Raw genomic sequence first — 20,888 nt, 5'->3', positions numbered from 1 at the left:
CGCGCCACGACCGCACCGCCCCACGATCGCACCGCGCCACGACCGCACCGCCCCGCGATCGCGGCGGCCCTTGATCGCACCCCGATCGCACCGCCCCACACCCCACGCCCACGCCCCCCCGATCGCACCGCCCCCACGATTGCACCGAGAGCAAAGATCTTATTGCACCGAGCAGTTGTGGCTGCCTAGCCTGCGGACATGCACGTCACCCGCACCCCCGACGCCGAGATCCACTACGTGGACAAGGGCGAGGGCCCCGCCCTCCTCCTCGTCCACGGCCACCCCTTCGACCACACCATGTGGCAGCCCCAGATCGACCGCTTCTCCCGCACCCACCGGGTGATCGCCCCCGACCTGCGCGGCTACGGCGCCACACCGCTCGGCGCGCACCCGGACTCCACCGGTCTCGGCGTCTTCGCCGAGGACCTCGTCGCCCTCCTCGACGACCTGCGCGTCGAGCGGTGCGTCCTCGCCGGCCTCTCCATGGGCGGCCAGATCGCCATGGAGCTCTACCGCCGCCACCCCGGGCGGATCCGGGGCCTCGTCCTCGCCGACACCTTCCCCGCCGCCGAGACCGACGAGGGCAAGGCCGCCCGCAACGCCATGGCCGACCGGCTCCTCGCCGAGGGGATGCGGGGGTACGCCGACGAGGTACTGGACCTGATGGTGGCCCCGTACAACACCCACGCCGCCCCCCACGTCCACCGCATGATGCGCTCCACCGACCCGGTCGGCGCGGCCGCCGCCCTGCGCGGCCGGGCCGAACGCCCCGACTACCGGGAGACGCTCACGACGGTGCCGTTCCCCGCGCTCGTCGTCGTCGGCCGGGACGACACGTACACCCCGGTCTCCGACGCGGAGGAGATGTGCGCGCTGCTCCCCCACGCCACGCTCGCCGTGATCGAACGGGCCGCGCACCTGCCCAACCTGGAACGCCCCGAGGAGTTCGACGCGGCACTGGAGAGCTACCTCGGCTCACTCGTTCGGCCCCGCTGAACGGTCGGAAACGCCCGAACGCTCCGACGATGGGGCCATGAGCCAGAACACCGCACCTCCCCGCAAGCAGAGTTCCTCCACCGGCGCCTGGGCCGCCGGAGGCACCCTCTTCGCCGGCGTCCTCATGCTGGTCACCGGCTTCATGGACATCTTCCAGGGCATCGCAGGCATCGCCGAGGACGACGTCTACACCCGCGTCGGCGACTACGTGTTCAAGTTCAACCTGACCACGTGGGGCTGGATCCACCTGATCCTCGGCGTCGTCCTCGTGATCGTCGGATACGGCGTCCTCAAGGGCGCGGAGTGGGGCCGGGTCGCCGGTATCGCCCTCGCCTCCCTCAACCTCCTGTTCCAGTTCCTCTTCCTGCCGTACCAGCCGTGGTGGGCGCTGTTCTCGATGGCCATCTCGGTCTTCGTGATCTGGGCGCTGGCGACGGACGAGGCGTACGGCCCGAACGAGAGGTACTAGGGGGAGGCATGCGACGCACCACGGTGGCGGCCCTCACCCTCGCCGCCACGACGGCCCTCACCCTCACCGGCTGCGACACCGTCAAGGAGACGGCGGGCGGCATCGTCTCCACCGCCACGGCGGCCGTCGCCTCGGCCGCCGAGGAGAAGATGAGCGAGATCAAGGACGGGGTGAACGCCACCGGCGACGTCACCGCCGGAGCGACCGGCACCGACGGGGACCGCACGGTCGCCGAGATCACGGCCACCAACCCGAAGGACGCGAACGCCGACTACACGATCCTGGTCACCTTCCGGGACGCGGACGGCAACTTCCTCGACTCGGTCGTCCTGAGCATCGACGGGGTGGCACCGGGAGCGTCCAAGACCGGTACGGCGCGCAGCACTCGGACGCTCTCGGGCGAACCGAAGGCCGAGATCGGGCAGGCCCTGCGACACTGACGGGGTGGACCGAGTCCTGGCCGCCGAGCCCGCAGCCGAACCCGTGAAGAGCCCTGCCCCGACACCCCCCGAGCCGCCCCTCCGGCCCAGGCACCGCGTCACCGCCTGGGCCGCGGGGCTGCTGCTGCTGGGCCCGGCCCTGCTCACGGCCTGCCGCCTCCTCGGCACGGACGCGGTCACGCCCGTCCCGCAGCTGCTCTCCCTGCTGCCCTGGTGCGCGGTCCCCGCCGCGCTCGGGCTGCTCCTGGCGGCCGTGGCCCGGCGGCGGGCCCTCGGGGCCGTCGCCGCCGTGGTCCTCGCGGCCACCCTCTGGACGGCGCTGCCGTACGGTCCGGACAGCACCGGCGCGCACGGCCCGGTGGTGGCCCGGCTCAGGGTCCTCGCCTCGAACGTCGAGTTCGGCGAGGCCACCGGGGCGCTCGTCACCACGATCCGGCGGGAACGGCCCCAGCTCGTCTTCGTGTCGGAGTGCGACCGCGCCTGCGGACGGACCCTCACCACCGCCTTCGCCGACGAACTCCCCCACTACGCGTCCGTCGAGGCGGACGGCTCGGCCGGCTCCGTCATCCTCAGCGCGTACCCGCTCCGCGACTGGCGGATGCTCCCCTCGGCCATGGGCATGCCCGGCGCGACCGCCGAGATCGGCGGGCGGTCCGTACGCCTCCAGCTAGCCCACCCGCTGCCGCCGCTGCCCGGCCAGGTCCACCTGTGGAAGCGGGAACTCGGCCTGGTCGAGGACGCCGCCGCCCACGAAGGCCCCCTCCTGATCGCCGGCGACTTCAACGCCTCCCAGGACCACGCCGCCTTCCGCTCCGTCCTCGACGCGGGCGACCTCCACGACGCGGCCCGGCTCACGGGCGCGAGCCGTACCCCCACCTGGCCCATGGAGGGCCCCGTCCCCCCGTACGTCCAGATCGACCACGTCCTGGTCAGCGAGGACTTCACGGCCGGCAACACCCGCTTCCCCGACCTCCCCGGCACGGACCACCGGGCCGTCGTCACCGATCTCGACCTGCACACCGGGCGCTGATCGGCCACGCTTGAGGACATGGACAACGAGGAGATCCTGGACGACATCGGTGCCCTCGTCGAGGAGGAACGCGCCCTGAGACAGCGCACGGGCGGCCTCCTCCCCGAGGAACGCGCCCGCCTGGCCGACCTGGAGGTCCGCCTGGACCAGTGCTGGGACCTGCTGCGGCAGCGCCGGGCGAAGGCCGAATACGGCGAGGACCCGGACACGGCGGCCCTGCGCCCGGCCGCGGAGGTCGAGTCCTACCGCAACTAGGGGTTCCTCGTCGATGACGCCGCGAGCCCGGCCCGATCGACAAGGCCCCCCAGCGCCGCGACGAGGCCGGAGGCGGGCCGCCACCCGGACCACCGCGGCGCCGACGCCGCCGAGCACCCCACTCGGCCACGTACGTTTGACCCCATGGCGCGCCCACACCCCACCCGCCTCGCCCCGCCCGCCTGGCTCACCGCCGGGTTCAAGCCCGCGGCCGTGCCCATTCCCTGGGCCGCCGTCGCGCGGGCCTCGGTCGCGCTGTCCGCGCCGCTCGCCGTCGGACTGGCCGCCGGGCAACCCGCGTACGGAGCGCTCGTCTCCATGGGCGCGCTCTCCGGGGTCATCAGTGACACCGCCGACGCCTACCGCATGCGGGTCTACAACATCGCCGTGCCCCAGCTCTTCGGCGCCGTCGGCGTCACCCTCGGCACCCTCGTCTTCGGGCAGGGCTGGCTCGCCGTCGCCGTTCTGACGCTGGTCGCGCTGGTCTCCGGGATGATCTCCTCGATCGGGGCCGTCGCGTCCGTCTCCGGTCTCCTCCTGCTCCTCAACGCCGTCGTCGGCGCCGGTCTCCCGATGCCCGATCCCTGGTGGAAGGCGCCTCTCCTCCTCACCCTGGGCGGGCTGTTCGTCCTCCTGCTCTCCCTGCTCGGCTGGCCGCTGCGGCGCGCCGCACCCGAGCGTTCCGCCGTCGCCGCGACCTACCGGGCCGTCGCCGACCTGTACGAGGCGACGGGCGGCTCCGGGTACGACGAGAAGCGGCAGGCCGTGACCGCCTCCCTCAACCAGTCCTACGACCTGATCCTGGCCCGCCGGGCCCGCCAGCACGGCCGCGCGCCCTCCCTGGTCCGGCTGCTCGCCCAGCTGAACGTCGTCATCCCGCTGGTCGAGGCCGCCCCCGCCGGCCACCTGCGGGCCCAGCTCTACGGCCCGCTGTCCCCGACGATCCCGGCGACCGTGCGCGAGCTGGCCGACGCCGTCGAGGAGGGCCGCACCGGGACACCCGTACTCGATCTTCCGACCCCCGAGCGGCCGGCCGAGAAGGCCGTCGACCACGCCCTGCGGTACGCGGCCGCCGTCGTCCACAAGACCGAGCCCGACGCCTCCAACGTGGACGACCGGCTCGGCCGCCCCGCCGCGCTGCGGGTCCGCGTCCGCCGGGCCACCCGCGCCGTCCTGTTCTCCGAGGCGTCCTGGCGGTACGGGCTGCGGCTCGCGCTCTGCATCGGCCTCGCGCAGGCGCTGGTCTCGCTGATCGCCGTACCCCGCTCGTACTGGGTCGCGCTGACCGTCACGTTCGTGATGAAGCCCGACTTCGGTTCGGTCTTCTCCCGGGCCGTGCTCCGCGCCTTCGGCACCGCCGCCGGCCTCGTCCTCGCCGCCCTCGTCCTGGCCGAGGTGCCGCGCGGCTGGTGGGACGTGCCCGTGATGTGCGTCCTCGCGGCCCTCATCCCGGCCTTCTCCGCGAAGGGCTACGCCTTCCAGACCGCGGCCATCACCCCGGTGATCCTGCTGCTCTCCGACACCCTCAACCAGCAGGGCTTCGACCTGGTCATGCCCCGCCTGTACGACTCGCTCATCGGCTGCGGGATCGCGCTGATCGCCGGGTACCTGCTCTGGCCGGAGTCCTGGCACGCCCGGATCGGGGACCGGCTCGCGGACGCCGTCGCCGACACCGCCGCCTATGTGACCTGCGCCTTCGGCGGGGCCGAGGGGGCCGGCGGTGACCAGGGGGCGCGGCTGCGGGCCCGGCGGAAGCTCTACCGCGATCTGTCGACCGTACGCTCCGAGTTCCAGCGTGCCCTGACCGAACCGCCGCCCACCGGCGTCCGCGCCGCCGCCTGGTGGCCGCTCGTCGTCGCCGTCGAACGGATCGTGGACGCGACGACGGCTGCCCGGATCCGGGTCGATCACGGCGCCCCGGTCCCCGATCCCGCCGAGGTGGGCCCCGTGGAGCGGGAGTTGCGCGAACTCGCGGACGGACTGCGGGACACCGACACCCTCGTGGAGGTCCGCACGGAGCTCCCCGGCGACGAGAACGGAGTCCTGGAACCGCTCCGTCAGGAGGTCCGCGCGGCCCGCGCCATTGCCGGTCCCGACCTGCGGTAAACCCTCTCCCGGGGGCGTACGGGAGGACTTACCGGCGGTCACGGAGCGGAACCCTCCCCACCGCCGTTACCCGAAGCCACCCGGGCGACTACGATGCGCTCGATCTCACCGTGATCCGCGCCCGCCGCCGTCGGCAACCGGCCCGGCGGACGGGCCACTTCGCCCTGCCTCACCCCCCGCGCCCCGAGGACCCGCCCATGCGCACCACGACGAACAGAGGGCTCCAGCCCAATGTCCTCGGCACCTTCGACACGATCGTGATGGCCGTCGCCGGCAGCGCCCCCGCCTACTCGATGGCCGCGACCACCGCCGTCCTCTTCGGCGCCGTCGGCTACGGGGGGCCCGCCGCCCTGCTCTACTGCGCGATACCGATGTTCGGCATCGTCCTCGCCTACGCCCGCCTCGGGCGGATCGACGTCAACGCCGGTGCCGGCTACTCCTGGGTGGGCCGCACCCTCCACCCGTTCCTCGGCTTCCTCTCCGGCTGGGCCCTGGTCTTCGCCGCCACCGTCTTCATGGTGGCCGGCTCGCTGCCCGCCGGTTCCCTCACGCTCGCCCTGATCGACCCGGACCTCGCCGAGAGCACCCCGCTCGCCGCGGCCGTCGGCGCCGGCTGGTTCCTGATCATGCTGCTGGTCGTCCTGGGCGGCGCCCGGCTCACCGTGCGGGCCCAGCTGATCATGTCGGGCGTCGAGATGGTGATCCTCCTCGGCTTCATCCTGGCCGCCGTGGCCCACCGGGGACGGGCCACCGCCTTCGACTGGTCGTGGTTCGGCCTCGCCCGGTTCGACGGGCCGGAGGGCTTCGCGGCCGGCGCGCTGATCGCCGCGTTCTACTACTGGGGCTGGGACGTCACCAGCAACCTCAGCGAGGAGACCCGCGACAGCCGCCGCACCGCCGGACTCGCCGCGCTCGTCGGCGTCGCCTTCGTCCTCCTCCTCTTCGTGGCCGTCACCGTCGTCGTGAACGTCCTGCTGAGCGCCGAGGAGATCCGTACCGCGGGGCCCAACGTCCTCGCCGTCATCGGCCAGGAGATCTGGCCGGGCGTCGGCGGCCGGCTCCTCGTCGTCGCGGTCCTGCTGTCCACCGTCGCCACCCTGGAGACCACCCTCCTCCAGGTCACCCGCTCGCTCTTCGCGATGGGCCGCGACCGGACCCTGCCGGCCGCGCTGGGCACCGTGCACCTCCGCTGGAACACCCCGTGGGTCGCGATCGTCACCGTCGGCGGCGCCGCCCTGCTGATGTTCGCGGCCGCCGCGGCCGCCGGCTCGGTCCAGCAGATCCTCCGGGACGCCGTCTCCGCGATCGGACTGCAGATCGCGTTCTACTACGGCCTCGCGGGCATCGCCGCCGTCGTCGCGTACAAGTCGGTCCTCTTCCGCTCCGTACGGAACCTGTTGCTCGGCGGCCTCTGGCCGCTGCTCGGCTCCGCCTTCATGCTCTGGGCGTTCGTCGAGTCGCTCGGCGAACTCTCCACCACCGCCCTCACCATCGGCCTCGGCGGACTGCTCCTCGGCGTGGTCCCGCTCCTCGTGTACTGGCGCAAGGGCAGCGACTACTACCGTCCGGCCCGCCTGGACGCGGTCCGCGCGATGGCGGCCGCGGAGGGCTCGGCCCCGGCCACGCACGCGCGTACCGGCCCCCGGGACAAGAGCTACGCGACGGACTTCTGAGACCCGGACTTCCGGGCCCGGACCGCTGAGACGGACCGCTGGGGCCGGACCTCCGGGCCGGACCTCCGGGACCGGTAAGGGCCGGCGTCCGGGACCCGGCGGAACACCCCCCCACGCCCACGACTTCTGACGGCAGCCGAACCCGAAGGAGGCCCCCGATGGCCGTACGCCGCCGCTCCGCGCGCTCGGCGCGTCCGGAACGCTTCGTGCCCGACTTCGACCCGGACTTCGGGGACCGCGCGCTGACCGAGGCGCGCCACGACATCGTCATCGGCCGCTGGCAGGGCGTACGGGACCTGCTCGCCGCCACCGGAGACCACTGGGAGCGCCGCACCCACCGGCTGCGGCTCCTCTCGCACGCCGCCGCCGGCAGCTCCACCGTGGAGACCTGGCGGGCCGCCGAACCGGGCAACCCCGACGCGGCCGTCCTGCGGGCGGCCACCGAGGTGGTCCGGGTCTTCGACGCGGCCATCGCCGCCGGTCGGGGCGCCGCCGTCGAACGGGGCCGGATCGACGCCGCCGTCGACGCCTGCCGGAGCGCCGCCGACGCCGCACCCGCCGACCCCATGCCGTGGGTGTCGCTGCTCTCGGTGGCCCGGCTGTACGAGGGCGGGGTGCCGCGCCGGGAACTGCGCCACTGGTTCGACGAGTTGCGGCGCCGGGACCCGTACAACACGGAGGGCCACATCCAGGTGCTGCGCTACTGGTCGGCGCGGTGGCACGGCACGCACGGCAGCATGTACGACTTCGCCCGCGACGCGGCGGGCGTGGCACCGCCCGGCTCCCCGCTGCCGGTGCTCGTCCAGGTGGCCCGGGTCGAGGAGTACCGGTACATCGCGGACGGCGCGCTCGGCCGGGGCCCGGTACGCGGCTTCGACCAGCACTGGAAGCACGAACTGGCGGTGACGGAACTGCGCCGCACGCACGCCCGGTGGATCGGCGGCAGGGACCCGGGCCGCCCGGTCGCGCCGGAGGAGGTCGGCGACCTCAACTTCCTCGTCCACGCGGCCTGCTACGCGGGCCAGGTGGAGATCGCCCGCGAACTGCTCGGGATGCTGGGCGTCCGGGCGGCCTGGGTGCCGTGGGCGTACACGGGGGACCCGGAGGAACAGTTCGTACGGTTCAGGGAGGGCCTGGGGGTGTCGGGCGGGAGCCCGGGGGCGGAGTGAGGCTCTCCGCCCCCGGTCCCTCGTGCGTCAGACGCCGATGTCGCGGCCGTCCGTGCGCCAGACGGCGACGACCGACGGGCGGACGATCCTGCCGGGTCCGTCGGGCCACTCCGACTTCGGGTTCTCGACGGAGGCCCCGTCGATCTCGCCCGGGTGCTGCACGGCCACCAGGACGCGGCGGTCCTGGATGATCGGGCCGCAGGTCTCGGCACCCTTGGGCACGGTCAGGAACTGCTTGAGCTCACCGCGCCGCTCGCCCTGCGTGGCCACGCCGAACAGACCGTCGTGCGAGCCGAGCTGGGCACCGTCGGTGGAGATCCACAGGTTGCCGTACGGGTCGAACGCCACGTTGTCCGGGCAGGAGATGGGGGAGACCTTCTCCTTGGGGTAGCCGGCGAAGTAGGTGGCCGGGTCGTTCGGGTCACCGGCGACGAGGAAGAGGCGCCAGGCGAAGCCGTCGGAGGACGGGTCGTCCCAGTTCTCGGCGAGTTCGAGGATCTGCCCGTGCTTGTTGAGGTTGCGCGGGTTGGCCTCGTCGGCACCCGGGTTGGTGCCCTTGCCGCGGTTGGTGTTGTTGGTGAGCGCGACGTAGACGCGACCGGTGCGCGGGGACGGCTCGACGTCCTCGGGGCGGTCCATCTTCGTCGCCCCGACCTTGTCACCGGCGAGGCGGGTGAAGACGTACACCTCGTCGGCGGTCATGCCGGGGACGTGCGAGACGTCGCCGGTGGCGAGCGGGATCCACACGCCGGAGCCGTCGAACTCGCCGTCGTTGGGGTGCTTGCCGGTGCCGTCGATCTCGGCCGCCGGGGAGTCGCCGGTCAGCTTGGCGACGTACAGCGTGCCCTCGTCGAGCAGCGTCAGGTTGTGCTCGCGGGCCGCCCGCGAGCCGCCCTTCCTCATCCGCTTGCTGGAGACGAACTTGTAGAAGTAGTCGAAGCGCTCGTCGTCGCCCATGTACACGACCGGACGGCCGTCGGCGGTGAGACGGGGCTGCGCGGCCTCGTGCTTGAAGCGGCCGAGCGCGGTGCGCTTGCGGGGCGTGGAGTCGGGGTCGTACGGGTCGAGCTCGACGACCCAGCCGAAGCGGTGGACCTCGTTGGGCTCCTGCGCGAGGTCGAAGCGCTTGTCGAACCGCTCCCACTTGCGCTCGGTGGCGCCGGTGCCGACGCCGTACCGCTTGTCCGTGGCGCTGGACCCGTTGGCGAAGTACTGGTTGAAGTTCTCCTCGCCGTGGAGGGTGGTGCCCCACGGGGTGGTGCCGCCGGCGCAGTTGTTGAGCGTGCCGAGGACCGTGCGGCCGGTCGGGTCGACGGAGGTCTTGAGCAGGTCGCTGCCGGCGGCCGGGCCGGTCACCCGGAACTCGCTCGTCGTGTGCAGACGCCGGTTCAGGTAGTGGCGGTTGACCGGGGTGAGCTTGCCGGAGCGGCGCTCCTCCTGGACGACGACGACCGAGAGGCCGTGCGCGGCCCAGGCGATCTCGACCTGCTCGCGGGTCGGGTTGGCGGCGTCGTAGCCGCGGAACATCAGGACTTCGTCGGTGTACTCGTGGTTGGCGACGAGGACCTGGCGGTCGCGCTCCTCGTCCAGCGGCAGCAGGGAGAGGAAGTCGTTGTTGTAACCGAACTGCCCGGCCTGGGCCTTCGCCGTCTGCTTCTCGGAGTCGAAGGCGGGGGCGCCGCGGAGGATGGGCTCGCCCCAGCGGATGACCACGTTCTGGGAGTAGCCGGAGGGGACGGTGACCTTGTCCGCGGTGTTGGGCGCGACCGGGGCGAAGCGGAGACCGCGGGCACCGTCGGTCTTGACGGGGCCGGGTCCGTGACCGTGACCGTTGCCGTGGGCGACGGCCTCCGGGGCCTCGCCGAGCACCGCGGCGCCGCCGACGGCGGAGGCGACGGTCACGACGGCGGCGGCGCGCAGCGCGGATCGACGGGAGAGGACACCGGCTATGACGTCACCGGCGTACTCGTTGTCACTGGTGTTGGGCACCTCGTGGAAGCAGGCGTCACCACACCGGTAACGGCAGGTGAGAGCGGAACGGCCGCCTCCGTGGGGGTTCGTGCTCAGCAGCGGCAGCAGTTTGCGCACTTCGTCCTCCTCCGGCGCACACTGCGCCGACATGCTGTCGGGATGTCTACGGCCGCGACGCTATGTGCGCACACCTGCACAGGGACTGCGACGGAGTGAACGCCGAATGAATCCCCGGCAACCGAGGGCTACCGGGGCGCCGGAGAGGGAGGAGGTGGCCGCTAACCTTACGTGTCCGCCCTGGCCAGGGATGAAATTCCCGAAACGCCCAGTACGGACATTCACACGCACCCATCTCATGCGAAAGGGTTCGCCCATGGGTATTCGGAGCATGCTGCGCAAGGTATTCGGCCGGGACCACGAGGAATCCCCGGCGACCTCCGTCCCGCCCCAGACGCGTGAGACCCCGTCCACGTCCCCGGACACCCCGGAGGCCGCGGCCCGCCGCGCGGCGGACGACCTGGTGGCGGCGTCGTTCGACAACCCGCAGATCCCCCGGGCACGCGCGAAGACACCTACGGCCGGGGAGAAGACGGCTGCGGCTGGGGCTGCGGCGGCTGCACCCGCGGCTGAGGTGACGGCACCTGCGGCTGAGGCGAAGACGGCTGAGGCTGGGGCCGGGGCTGCGACTGAGGTTGCTGAAGCGCCGGTTGCGGAAGCGCCGGTTGCGGCGGAGACGGTCGCCGCCGAGGCGGAGACGCCGGTCGTCGAGGCAGCGACGCCGGTTGTCGAGGCGGAGACGCCGGTTGTCGAGGCGGAGGCGCCTGCGGCTGAGGCCGAGGAAGCGCCGGTCGCGGCGGAGGCACCGGCCGAGGCGGAGGCGCCTGCGGCTGAGGCCGAGACCCCGGTTACCGGGACCGAGACGCCTGCCGCCGAGGCGGACGAGGAGCCGGTCGTTGAGACTGAGGCGCCTGTTGTCGAGGCGGAGGCGCCTGTTGTCGAGGCGGAGGCGCCTGTTGTCGAGGCTGAGGTCTCGGAGACGGAAGCCGAGGAGCCTGCCGAAGCCACCCCGGATGCCACGGCTGACGTGGCGGCCGAAGCCGACGCGGAGCCTGACGCGGCCGTCGAGGCGGCGCCCGTCGCCACCGTGGCCGACGCGGAGCCGGCGGCGGCCGAGCCGCAGACCGTGGAGTCGGCGGAGACGCCGGACACCGACGAGCCGACCGCGTCGGCCACCACGGTGGAGGCGACCGCCGTAGCGGTCACCGACACCGACGAGACGCCGGAGGCGGAGCCCGCGACGGCTCCCGTCGCGAAGACGCCCGCACCGGCTCCGGAGAAGGAGCAGGCGGAGGAGCAGGCGGAGGCGGAGCCCGTCGCCGTCGCTCCGGCGGAGGCGGCCGTGGCGGCCGTGGTGGCCGCAGACGCGACTCCCGCCGCCGACGCGACCCCCGCTCCCGCCCCGGCCGAGCCGGAGGCCGTCGTGGTCGAGGCGCCCGCCCCGGAACCGGAGCTCGCCGTCGCGGCGGCGGAGCCGCAGGCGCAGGCCGACGAGGCCGCCGCCGCGCTGCCCGAGCAGGCCGAGCAGGCCGAGCAGGCCGACGAGGTTCCGGCGCAGCCGGAAGCCGAGGCGGCCACGGAATCCGTGGAATCCGTGGAATCCGTGGAATCCGTGGAGGCCGTGGAATCCGTGGAGGCCGTGGCGGCCGAGGGCACCCCCGTCGGCACCCCCGCCCTCCCCCTCCCCCGGCTCAAGGCCGCCGCCCCGCACCTCGTCGACGCCTACAAGGCCGCCGGGGCCCAGCTCGGCAAGCAGGGGCTGACGGGCGCGCGAGCCGCCGTGTACCTGGTGGTGGACCGGTCCGGTTCGATGCGCGGGTACTTCAAGGACGGCTCGGTGCAGCGGCTCGCGGAGCAGGTCACCGCGCTCGCGGCGCACCTCGACGAGGACGCCACCGTCACGACGGTGTTCTTCTCCACGGACATCGACGGCACCGTCGACCTGACGCCGGCCTCCCTCACCCCCACCCGCGTGGAGGAGGTCAACGCCACCCTCGGTCGCCTGGGCCGTACCAACTACCACCGCGCCGTGGAGGAGGTACTCGCCCACCACGAGAAGGCGGACCCGGCGCGCCCCGCCCTGGTCGTCTTCCAGACGGACGGCGCGCCGGAGTCGAAGACCGCGGCCACGCAGGCGCTGGCCGAGTCGGCGGGACGTTCGCTGCACTGGCGGTTCGTGGCCTGGGGCGAGGAGGACAGCAAGGCCTTCGACTTCGTCCGGAAGCTCGACGCCACTCCTCGTACCGCCGCGTTCTTCGCGGGTACGACCCCGGTCGAGACCCCGCACGCCGCCTTCTACCGCGGGCTGCTCGCCGGTCTGGAGCTCTGAGGACGGGCCGTGGTGACGGTGACCGGCACGGTCACCGTCACCACGAGCCCGCCGCCCTCCTCCGCGTCCCGCGCCACCGCCCGCACGCTCCCGCCGTGCGCCACGGCGATCGACCGCACGATGGACAGTCCGAGCCCGGCGCCCGGCCCCATCCGGTCCCGGCCCTCGCCCCGCCGGAAGGGCTCGAAGAGTCCGTCGACGTCGTCGGCGGGGACGACGGGCCCGGTGTTGGTGACGGTCAGGACGCCACCGGACACCGCCACACGGACCTCGCCTCCCGGCACGTTGTAGGCGACCGCGTTCGCGACGAGGTTCCGTACGAGCTGCCCGAGCAGCACCCGGCTGCCCCGTACGACCCCGCCGCCGGCCGCCGCCACGACCGCGGCGCCGTACTCCTCCTCGACGACCTCGCCGAGCGGCACGTCCTCCCGTTCCGCGAGCCCCCGTTCGCTGCGGGCGAGGAGCAGCAGACCGTCGATGAGCCGTTCGCTGCGCCGGTTGGCGTCGAGCAGGACGTCCCGTACCGCGCAGTCGTCGTCGAGACCGACCTGGATGGCGACGCGCTGGGTGGCGAGGGGGGTGCGCAGTTCGTGGGAGGCGTTGGCGATGAACCGGCGCTGGCTGTCGAAGGCGGTCTCCAGGCGTCCGAGCAGCGCGTCGATGGTGTCGCCGAGTTCCTTGAGCTCGTCGTCGGGCCCGCTGACGGCGATCCGGTCGTGCAGGTTGCGTTCGGAGAGGCGGCGGGCGCGGGCGGTCATCTCGTGGACGGGCCGCAGGACGCGGCCGGCGGTCCACCAGCCGACGGCGACGGCGCAGCAGGCGGTGACGAGCAGGGCGAGGCAGGACCACAGGAGCATCTGTTCGCCGGCGGCGCGGCTGATGTCGTCGCCCAGCCGGTAGGCCTCCACGACCGCGGCGCCGTCCGTGCGGGACACGATCGCGTCCGTCGCCCAGTCCGTCCCGGCGAGGACGAGCAGGTTCACGACGAGCAGCAGCACCGTGCCGAGGACGAGGAAGGCACCTCCGTACACGAGCGCGATGCGGGTGCGGATGGTGGACCCGGCGCCCAGGTAGGCGTGGTGGGACGGGGTCACAGCCGGTACCCCACGCCCTGCACGGTCCCGATCAGACCCGGCTCGCCGAGCTTGGCGCGCAGCTTGCTCATGCAGACGCGTACGGCCCCGGTGAAGGGGTCGGCGTGGACGTCCCAGGCCCGGTCGAGGAGCTCTTCGGCGGAGACGACGGCGCCCTCGGCCTCCAGCAGGATCTGGAGGACGGAGAACTCCTTCGGGGAGAGGTCGAGGTCCCGCCCGTCGCGGCTCGCGGTCCGCCGGACGGTGTCGACGCGGAGCCCGTACCGCTCCAGGAGCGGGGGCAGCGGCGGCCGGGCGGAACGGCGTCGCAGGGCCCGTACGCGGGAGACCAGCTCGGGGAACTCGAAGGGCTTGCCGAGGTAGTCGTCGGCGCCGAGGTCCAGCCCCTCGACCCGGTCGTCGACGCCCGTGGCGGCGGTCAGCATGAGGATGCGGGTGGGGGAGCCGGCGGCGACGAGCCGCCGGGCGACGTCGTCGCCGTGCACGCGAGGCAGGTCGCGGTCGAGGACGAGGACGTCGTACGGGTGGAGGTCGAGGTGGTCGAGGGCGGCGTCGCCGCTGTGGACGGTGTCGACGGCGAAGCCGGCCCGCCGCAGGCCGACGGCGACGAGCGCGGCGAGGTCCCGCTCGTCCTCGGCTACGAGTACACGCATGCGGTCCATCCTCCCCAGCCCGCGCCCACCGCCGGGCCCCGCCCCCGGGCCACTCGCGCCCGGCGCGTATCGATGTGAGTGGATCTTCGTACGACCGTTAGGATTTCGACCATGGCGGCCACTGGATCCGAGAAGCAGGGGGCGAACGGCGTGAAGTCCTTCTACGTATCGACCCCCATTTACTACGTCAACGACGCTCCTCACCTGGGCCACGCCTATACGACCGTCGCAGGCGACGTGCTCACGCGCTGGCACCGTCAGCGCGGCGAGAAGGTGTGGTTCCTCACCGGCACGGACGAGCACGGTCAGAAGATCATGCGCACGGCCGAGGCGAACGACGTCACGCCCCAGGCCTGGTGCGACAAGCTCGTCGAGGAGGCGTGGAAGCCCCTCTGGGAGCACCTGAACATCGCGAACGACGACTTCATCCGCACCACGCAGAAGCGTCACACCGACCGCGTGCAGGAGTTCGTGCAGGACCTGTACGACAAGGACGAGATCTACAAGGGCGGGTACGAAGGCCCGTACTGCGTGGGCTGTGAGGAGTACAAGCTCCCCGGGGACCTCATCGAGGCCGAGGACGGCACGAAGCTGTGCGCCGTCCACAAGAAGCCGGTGGAGATCCTCAAGGAGGAGAACTACTTCTTCAAGCTGAGCGAGTACGGCCCGAAGCTCCTGGAGTTCTACGAGGCGAACCCGGGCTTCATCCAGCCGGAGTCGGCCCGCAACGAGGTCGTGAACTTCGTCAAGCAGGGCCTGGAGGACCTCTCCATCTCGCGCTCGACGTTCGACTGGGGCGTCCCGGTGCCGTGGGACGAGAAGCACGTCATCTACGTGTGGATCGACGCGCTCCTGAACTACGCGACGGCCGTCGGGTACAACGAGAACCCGGCGAAGTTCGACGAGACCTTCCCGGCGAACGTGCACCTCATCGGCAAGGACATCCTCCGCTTCCACGCGGTGATCTGGCCGGCGATGCTGATGGCGCAGGGCCTGCCGGTCCCCGGCCGGGTGGCCGCGAACGGCTGGCTGATGGTCGGCGGCGAGAAGATGTCGAAGTCGAACCTGACCGGCATCAAGCCGCAGGACCTGACCTCGCACTTCGGCGTGGACGCGTACCGCTGGTACTTCCTGCGGGCGATCGCGTTCGGCCAGGACGGCTCGTTCTCGTGGGAGGACTTCTCCGCCCGCTACACGAGCGAGCTGGCCAACGACTACGGCAACCTGGCCTCCCGCGTGGCCGCCATGGTCGGCAAGTACTTCGACGGCGCGCTGCCGGCCTCGGCGGCCGACGGCGAGGCGGAGAAGGCGGTCCACGAGGGCCTGGCCAAGGCCGTCGCGACGGCCGACGCGAAGATCGGCGAGGAGCTGGACTTCCAGGCCGGCATCCTGGCGATCTTCGACTTCGTGAAGCAGGTCAACGGCTACATCACGGAGCAGGAGCCCTGGAAGGTCGCGAAGGACGAGTCGGAGGAGGGCCGGGCGCGCCTGGCGACGATCCTCTACACGGCCGCCGAGTCCCTCCGCGCCGTCGCGGTCCTGCTGAACCCGATCATGCCGGACACCTCGCAGGCCCTGTGGGACTCCCTGGGCGCCGAGGCGTCCCTGGGCGCCCTGGCCGCGCAGCCGGTACAGGACGCGGCCACGTGGGGGCAGCTCCCGGCGGGCGCGACGGTGACGAAGGGCGCGGTGCTGTTCCCGCGCCTGGAGGAGAAGAAGGACTGAGTCCCTCCGCTCCTGTCCGTACGGCTGTGGCCGCCGCCCCGCCCGGGGCGGCGGCCACAGCCGCGTGAGCGCGCGGGTAGGGTCCCCCTTCTGATCATCAGACCGGCCGGTGAGGCCGGTCCGTCCGCGCCGGGGGGCCTCGACCATGTCCACATCCACGCCCGCTTCCGCATCCACGGGCGCGTCCACGCCCGCGGCCGGGTCCACGACCGCGCCGAGCCGCCGATCGGCTCTCGCCGTCCTCGCCGGAGTGGCGGCGGGCGGCTCGCTGCCGTTCGCCGCGGCCACCGCCGCCGTCGCCGCGCCGGCGGCGGCGGGAGCCACGACGGCCACGACGGCGGGGGGCACGACAGCCGCGCCGGCGGCCTCCGCCGCCCCCACGGTGCCCTCGGCGCCCGGCGGAAAGCTCCCGATGGTGGCCGACCCCGGCGACCCGTGGCACTTCGCCGCCCATCCGTCCGGCGCGCTGACCACCCGCGTCCTCCCCGGCACACCCGCCTGCCTGGAGGTGTCCGACGAGGGCGGGGTGCTCGCCGTCCTCACCACCGGCGCCAAGACGGTGACGGTCCGCGGACCGAAGCGCTGGTTCACGGAACAGAAGAAGCCCTTCACCGACCGCTTCCACCGCACACCGGACGAGGGCTGGGGCGTCTCCCCCGGCGGCGGCACCTGGTCCTCCCACAACGGCGTCGCCGCGAACTACTTCCTGGAGACCGGGCGGGCCGTCATCGCCCTCACCGATGACAACGCCAGCCGGCACGTCTTCCTCTCCGACCGCCAGGTCGGCGACTTCGACGCCTCCGCCCGCTTCTCCTTCGACACGGTCCCCACCGGCGCTCCCGTCTCACTGGCGCTCTCGTTCGGGGTCCAGGACGTCGACAACCACTACCGGGCGCGCCTCGAAGTGACCCCCGCCGGTGACGTACGCCTCGCCCTGGAGAAGGAACTCGCGGACGACACCACCACCTTGGGCGCCGCCGTCACGGTCGGCACCGGCTTCGCCGCCTTCGACCACTGGTGGGTGCAGGTGGAGAAGAACGGTCCCCTGATCCGGGCCCGCGCCTGGCGCGACGGCACGGACACGCCGGAGGGCTGGCGCCACACCGTGCGCGACCCAGAGCAGCGGCCGGACAAGGTCTTCGACTCCGGCGCCCTCGGAGTCCGCGCCTTCGCCTTCAAGGGGGCCACCGTGCCGCTGGAGGCGCGGATCTACGACTTCGTGGTCGCCTCCGCCGACTGGCCGGACCCGCCGGTGGTCTGCCACGACACCTGGGTACGGGTCCTGCCCGAGCCCTTCGACGGCAGCTGGTCCCCGGCGCTGGAGCAGCGGATCCGTACCTGGGCCGGGGACACCTCGCCCGACGCCCTCGCGTACGCCTCCATGTTCCGGCCCTACGCGCCCACCGTGACCGACCCCGCGCTCCAGGGCGCGCGGGTGCTTGGCACGTCCGGGTACAGCGATACGGACGGGGCCGGGCTGCGCTATGTCGGCGCCGACTTCCACGAGTACATGGGGCTCGCCTGGACCTTCCCCGCCAGCGGCGAGAGCACCGAGGTCCCGGATGCGAAGTGGAAGGGCAACCTCGACTGCTCGGGCTTCGTCCGCATGGTCTACGGCCACCACATGGGCATCCCCATGGTCCTCCACAAGCAGTACAACGGCCTGAACCTGCCCCGTGAGTCGAAGCGGCAGGCCACCTCCGGCCCCGGCACGGTCGTGGCCAAGGGCACCGACGCGCCGCCCTCGCTCGCCGCGCTGCGCGTCGGTGACGTGGTGTTCTTCGACGCGACCACCGACCCGGCGGACAAGGAGGCCACGGCCGGGGTCGTCGACCACACCGGCATCTATGTCGGCCGGGACCAGCACGGCGGACTCCGGTTCGTCTCCAGCCGCAGGACACCGAACGGCCCGACCATGGCCGACCTGGGGGCCAGGTCGATCCTGAACGGCGCGGCGACCGACCTGTACACGAAGTCCCTGCGGGTGATCCGCCGGTTCTGACGGCCCGCGCGACGGTCAGGCGACCACGAGGACCGCGACGACGGGCGCCATGTAGACCAACGGGAAGGGCACGTGGCCGTACGAGCGGGCCCGGAGCACGGTGACCACGGCTCCGGCGAAGTACAGGACGAGCCCGACGGCCGCCAAGGTCCCGACGAGGGGCACGAAGAACCCGACGACCAGCCCCACGGCGCCGGCGACCTTGGCGGCCCCGAGCCAGTTCCACCAGGCCCGGGGCACCCCGTACGCGGCGAGCGGCTCGACGACGAACTTCGCCCGGAGGAAGACCGACGCCCCGGAGAACCCGGCCATGAACGCGGCGACGGCGGTGACGACGACGGCGGTGGTGGTCATCTCGGCGAACATCTCGGGCTCCTCGTCCGGCACATGCCCGGCTCGACCGAGCCGGACACAGCACTGACGGAGCGGGGACGGGATGTGTGACGGCCCGCGCGAAGAACCTCAGCGAACCCAGTTCTTCAAGGGCTCCGTGTCCAGTTCCATCCCCACCGGCTCGGGCAGGGTGACCGTCTTGCCGAAGGGCACGGTCGCCACCATCTCGTACCGCTCCCCGTCGGGCTGGGAGTGGACCTTGACCTCGCACGTGGTCCTGTCGATCAGCAGGTACACGGGGATACCGGCCTCGGCGTAGGCACGCGGCTTCTCGACGCGGTCGCGCTGCCCGGTGTCCGAGTCGCCGGACGTGACCTCGACGGTCATAAGGACGCCGTCGGGGCCGGCCCACTCGCCCTGGCCGACGAAGGTGTCGCTCGGCGCGAGGCAGCCGTCGGGACGGGCGTTGCCCTTGCGGTACTTCTCGACCCTCAGGCCCTGGTCTGGGTAGAGCCACCGGTCCGCGTCGGCCTGGATGCACAGACGCGTCAGCCACTCGATGATGCGCCCGTGGCAGCCGTCCGGCGCGGCCTTCTCCACGATCCTCCCGTCGATGAACTCCAGACGCAGTGACTCGTCGACACGCTCACCGGCACGGGCAAGCTCTTCGAACCCCTCCTGCGTCAGGACACTCACGGCAGACTCCTCATGCCGACACCGTGGCATATGCCAAGAGCCCGGGACCGAGAGATCCGGGCTCTTCACACGTGTGGGTTACGGAAGCGGGTGGCGGGGTCAGCGGGCCTTCGCGTACGAGACGAAGCCCGCCCAGGCGCCGGGCAGGAACGCGAGCTGCGGGCCGTCGAGGCACTTGGAGTCGCGGACGTGGATGGTGGCGGGGGTGGTGGCGACCTCGACGCAGGACTCACCGTCGGTGCCGCTGCTGTAGGTGCTCTTGCGCCAGGCGACCTCGATGCAGGACTCACCGTCGTTGCCGCCGCTGTAGCTGCTCTTGAACCACGCCAAATCGGAGGCGTCCCCGGCGGAGGCCTTGCGGATCATGTCTCTCCCAGCAGTTGCTCGATGAGGGCCGACGACTCCCTGGGCGGGAGGGCCTGGGCTCGGATGGTGCCATATCGCAGCTCAAGGATGCGGAGCTGCCTCAGATCAGAAACAGGCCGACCGCTGAACGCTCCATCGGAGCGCCCCACCGCCGTGCCGTCCGCGAACTTCAACAGTTCGATCCTGCCGTCCAGTCCGGAATGCACCTCGCTGTGCGTCGGCATCACCTGGAGCGTGACGTTGCGCAATCGCCCCACCTCCAACAGACGTTCGAGCTGTCCCCGCCACACCATTGTGCCCCCGAGAGGGCGCCTCAGCGGCGCCTCTTCCAGCACGAAGCTGAGCGCAGGCGCAGGGTCCCGCTCGAAGACGGATCGTCGTGCCACACGAGCAGCCACCATGCGCTCCACATCGTCCCGCGAGTACGGAGGCTGCGCCGCCTCGATCGCGGCCCTGGCGTGCTCCGGCGTCTGCAGCAGACCGGCGATGATGTTGCACTCGTACACCCCGATCTCCACCGCGGTACCCTCCATCTTCGCCAACGCCCGCACCTTCTTCGGGTACCGGACCTTCGCCACGTCCTCCTTCATCGCCGAGAGCAGGCCACCCGCCCCCAGTACCTCGTCCGCCCTGTCCAGGAACTCGGGGCGCGGGATCCGCTTGCCGCTCTCGATCTTGTAGATGAGGTCCTCGCCGTAGCCCGTGGCCGTTCCCAGCTCGGCGGCCCGCATCCCCACCGCCTCCCTCCGCAGCCTCAACTGCCGACCCACGGTGGCGACCACGGCCACGCCCCAGTCGTCATCCGGGTCGACCTCCCACCCCGGTTCGTCCGCCTCGGTCTTGAGCCGCTGTGCCGCACCGTCCACCGACATTCCGCACCCTTCCCTCGCCCCTTCGTGGCGCGACGCCCCTACCCGTGAAGAGGGTCCGGACAGCCCGGACAGCAGTGGACAAGCTCCGGACAGTGGCTCTACGCATCGACGTCGTCACTGTTCACGGTAGCCAGGAGCGGCCACGCTCGGTGACGTGAATCAGCAGAACGTGACGCAAGTCCACGCGCCCACAAGCCACTTCAGCGTCCTCCTGTCCCCCACGCCCCGAGGGGCCCGGCTCGCCCGGCTGCTCGCCGTCGCGTGGATGCGGGATCACGAGATGCCGTACGGCGTGACGGAGGCGGCGACCCAGGTCGTCGCCGAGCTCGCCGCGAACGCCGCGACGCACGGCCGGGTCGCCGGCCGGAGCTTCCGGCTCGCACTCCTGTCACGGCCGGGCGCCCTCCGCGTCGAGGTGACGGACACCCGGGGCGAGCGCCTCCCGCACGTCCAACCGGCCTGCGCCGAGGGTGACTCCGGACGGGGACTGGTCCTGGTCGAGGCACTGGCCGACCGATGGGGCGTCGAGCCCGGTCCCGTACCGCGGAAGACCGTCTGGGCGGAACTCGACCTGCCACACCGCTGACCGATCCTGACCTGCGCAAAGGGCGTGGTCACCGGATCCCGTGATCCCGGCCTCCGGCCGGGTGGA

At 72.4% G+C, this 20,888-nt stretch carries 19 protein-coding genes; 12 read left to right on the top strand and 7 right to left on the bottom strand.

Features of this window, described 5'->3' with window-relative positions:
* Positions 1–198: 198 nt before the first annotated feature.
* The 8 genes from ACRRSS_RS36100 (at position 199) to ACRRSS_RS36065 (ending at position 8,138) form a co-directional block, all read left to right on the top strand.
* On the top strand, positions 199–996 hold the full coding sequence (locus ACRRSS_RS36100; protein WP_435975152.1) for an alpha/beta fold hydrolase: 798 nt from the start codon (positions 199–201) through the stop codon (positions 994–996).
* Between the two features lie 37 nt (positions 997–1,033).
* The gene (locus ACRRSS_RS36095) at positions 1,034–1,465 is read left to right on the top strand and encodes a DUF7144 family membrane protein (protein WP_435975151.1); all 432 of its coding nucleotides are present in this window, start codon (positions 1,034–1,036) and stop codon (positions 1,463–1,465) included.
* A gap of 8 nt (positions 1,466–1,473) precedes the next feature.
* The gene (locus ACRRSS_RS36090; protein ID WP_435975150.1) at positions 1,474–1,905 is read left to right on the top strand and encodes a hypothetical protein; all 432 of its coding nucleotides are present in this window, start codon (positions 1,474–1,476) and stop codon (positions 1,903–1,905) included.
* Between the two features lie 4 nt (positions 1,906–1,909).
* Entirely contained in the window at positions 1,910–2,935 is a 1,026-nt protein-coding gene (locus ACRRSS_RS36085) for an endonuclease/exonuclease/phosphatase family protein (protein ID WP_435975149.1), read from the top strand.
* Positions 2,936–2,953: 18 nt separating this feature from the next.
* A complete protein-coding gene (locus ACRRSS_RS36080; protein ID WP_435975148.1) occupies positions 2,954–3,190 on the top strand; it encodes a DUF2630 family protein in 237 nt (78 codons plus the stop codon).
* A 144-nt stretch (positions 3,191–3,334) separates the two neighbouring features.
* Positions 3,335–5,296, top strand: a complete 1,962-nt coding sequence (locus ACRRSS_RS36075) for an FUSC family protein (protein ID WP_435975147.1) — start codon at positions 3,335–3,337, stop codon at positions 5,294–5,296.
* A 197-nt stretch (positions 5,297–5,493) separates the two neighbouring features.
* Complete coding sequence (locus ACRRSS_RS36070; protein ID WP_435975146.1) at positions 5,494–6,969, top strand: APC family permease; 1,476 nt, start codon at positions 5,494–5,496, stop codon at positions 6,967–6,969.
* Between the two features lie 158 nt (positions 6,970–7,127).
* Positions 7,128–8,138, top strand: coding sequence for a hypothetical protein (locus ACRRSS_RS36065; protein ID WP_435975145.1), 1,011 nt, complete (start codon positions 7,128–7,130; stop codon positions 8,136–8,138).
* Between the two features lie 27 nt (positions 8,139–8,165).
* Here ACRRSS_RS36065 and ACRRSS_RS36060 read toward each other — a convergent pair whose 3' ends face one another.
* Entirely contained in the window at positions 8,166–10,226 is a 2,061-nt protein-coding gene (locus ACRRSS_RS36060; RefSeq protein ID WP_435975144.1) for a PhoX family protein, read from the bottom strand.
* 967 nt (positions 10,227–11,193) lie between these two features.
* Here ACRRSS_RS36060 and ACRRSS_RS36055 point away from each other — a divergent pair.
* On the top strand, positions 11,194–12,495 hold the full coding sequence (locus ACRRSS_RS36055) for a VWA domain-containing protein (RefSeq protein WP_435975143.1): 1,302 nt from the start codon (positions 11,194–11,196) through the stop codon (positions 12,493–12,495).
* Here ACRRSS_RS36055 and ACRRSS_RS36050 read toward each other — a convergent pair.
* Both ACRRSS_RS36050 and ACRRSS_RS36045 read right to left on the bottom strand, forming a co-directional pair.
* Positions 12,462–13,589 (bottom strand): sensor histidine kinase, encoded by a 1,128-nt coding sequence (locus ACRRSS_RS36050; protein ID WP_435975142.1) that lies wholly within the window; start codon positions 13,587–13,589, stop codon positions 12,462–12,464. The genes ACRRSS_RS36055 and ACRRSS_RS36050 overlap by 34 nt on opposite strands.
* A complete protein-coding gene (locus ACRRSS_RS36045; RefSeq protein WP_435975141.1) occupies positions 13,586–14,242 on the bottom strand; it encodes a response regulator transcription factor in 657 nt (218 codons plus the stop codon). Before ACRRSS_RS36045 ends, ACRRSS_RS36050 begins: the two co-directional genes overlap by 4 nt.
* Before the next feature lie 111 nt (positions 14,243–14,353).
* Here ACRRSS_RS36045 and metG point away from each other — a divergent pair, with 111 nt between their 5' ends.
* Positions 14,354–15,967: a methionine--tRNA ligase gene (gene metG, locus ACRRSS_RS36040; RefSeq protein ID WP_435975140.1), complete on the top strand. Its 1,614-nt coding sequence runs from the start codon at positions 14,354–14,356 to the stop codon at positions 15,965–15,967.
* A 145-nt stretch (positions 15,968–16,112) separates the two neighbouring features.
* Positions 16,113–17,969: an NlpC/P60 family protein gene (locus ACRRSS_RS36035; RefSeq protein WP_435975139.1), complete on the top strand. Its 1,857-nt coding sequence runs from the start codon at positions 16,113–16,115 to the stop codon at positions 17,967–17,969.
* A 15-nt stretch (positions 17,970–17,984) separates the two neighbouring features.
* On the opposite strand, the gene ACRRSS_RS36030 is transcribed toward ACRRSS_RS36035, so the two are convergent.
* From ACRRSS_RS36030 to ACRRSS_RS36015, 4 genes are all read right to left on the bottom strand, one after another.
* Positions 17,985–18,335, bottom strand: coding sequence for a DoxX family protein (locus ACRRSS_RS36030; RefSeq protein ID WP_435975138.1), 351 nt, complete (start codon positions 18,333–18,335; stop codon positions 17,985–17,987).
* 96 nt (positions 18,336–18,431) lie between these two features.
* Positions 18,432–19,028, bottom strand: a complete 597-nt coding sequence (locus ACRRSS_RS36025) for a Uma2 family endonuclease (RefSeq protein WP_435975137.1) — start codon at positions 19,026–19,028, stop codon at positions 18,432–18,434.
* A 69-nt stretch (positions 19,029–19,097) separates the two neighbouring features.
* Complete coding sequence (locus tag ACRRSS_RS36020) at positions 19,098–19,364, bottom strand: DUF397 domain-containing protein (protein ID WP_435975136.1); 267 nt, start codon at positions 19,362–19,364, stop codon at positions 19,098–19,100.
* Positions 19,361–20,236, bottom strand: a complete 876-nt coding sequence (locus ACRRSS_RS36015; protein ID WP_435975135.1) for a helix-turn-helix domain-containing protein — start codon at positions 20,234–20,236, stop codon at positions 19,361–19,363. The genes ACRRSS_RS36020 and ACRRSS_RS36015 overlap by 4 nt, the downstream gene beginning before the upstream one ends.
* Positions 20,237–20,390: 154 nt before the next feature.
* Here ACRRSS_RS36015 and ACRRSS_RS36010 point away from each other — a divergent pair, with 154 nt between their 5' ends.
* Positions 20,391–20,822, top strand: a complete 432-nt coding sequence (locus ACRRSS_RS36010; protein WP_435975134.1) for an ATP-binding protein — start codon at positions 20,391–20,393, stop codon at positions 20,820–20,822.
* The last annotated feature ends 66 nt before the right edge of the window (positions 20,823–20,888 follow it).

This window comes from Streptomyces sp. Qhu_M48 (assembly GCF_051305195.1).
Taxonomy (GTDB): Bacteria; Actinomycetota; Actinomycetes; order Streptomycetales; family Streptomycetaceae; genus Streptomyces.
The sequence above is the reverse complement of the archived record's forward strand: the minus strand, read 5'-3'. Positions and strand labels throughout refer to the sequence as shown.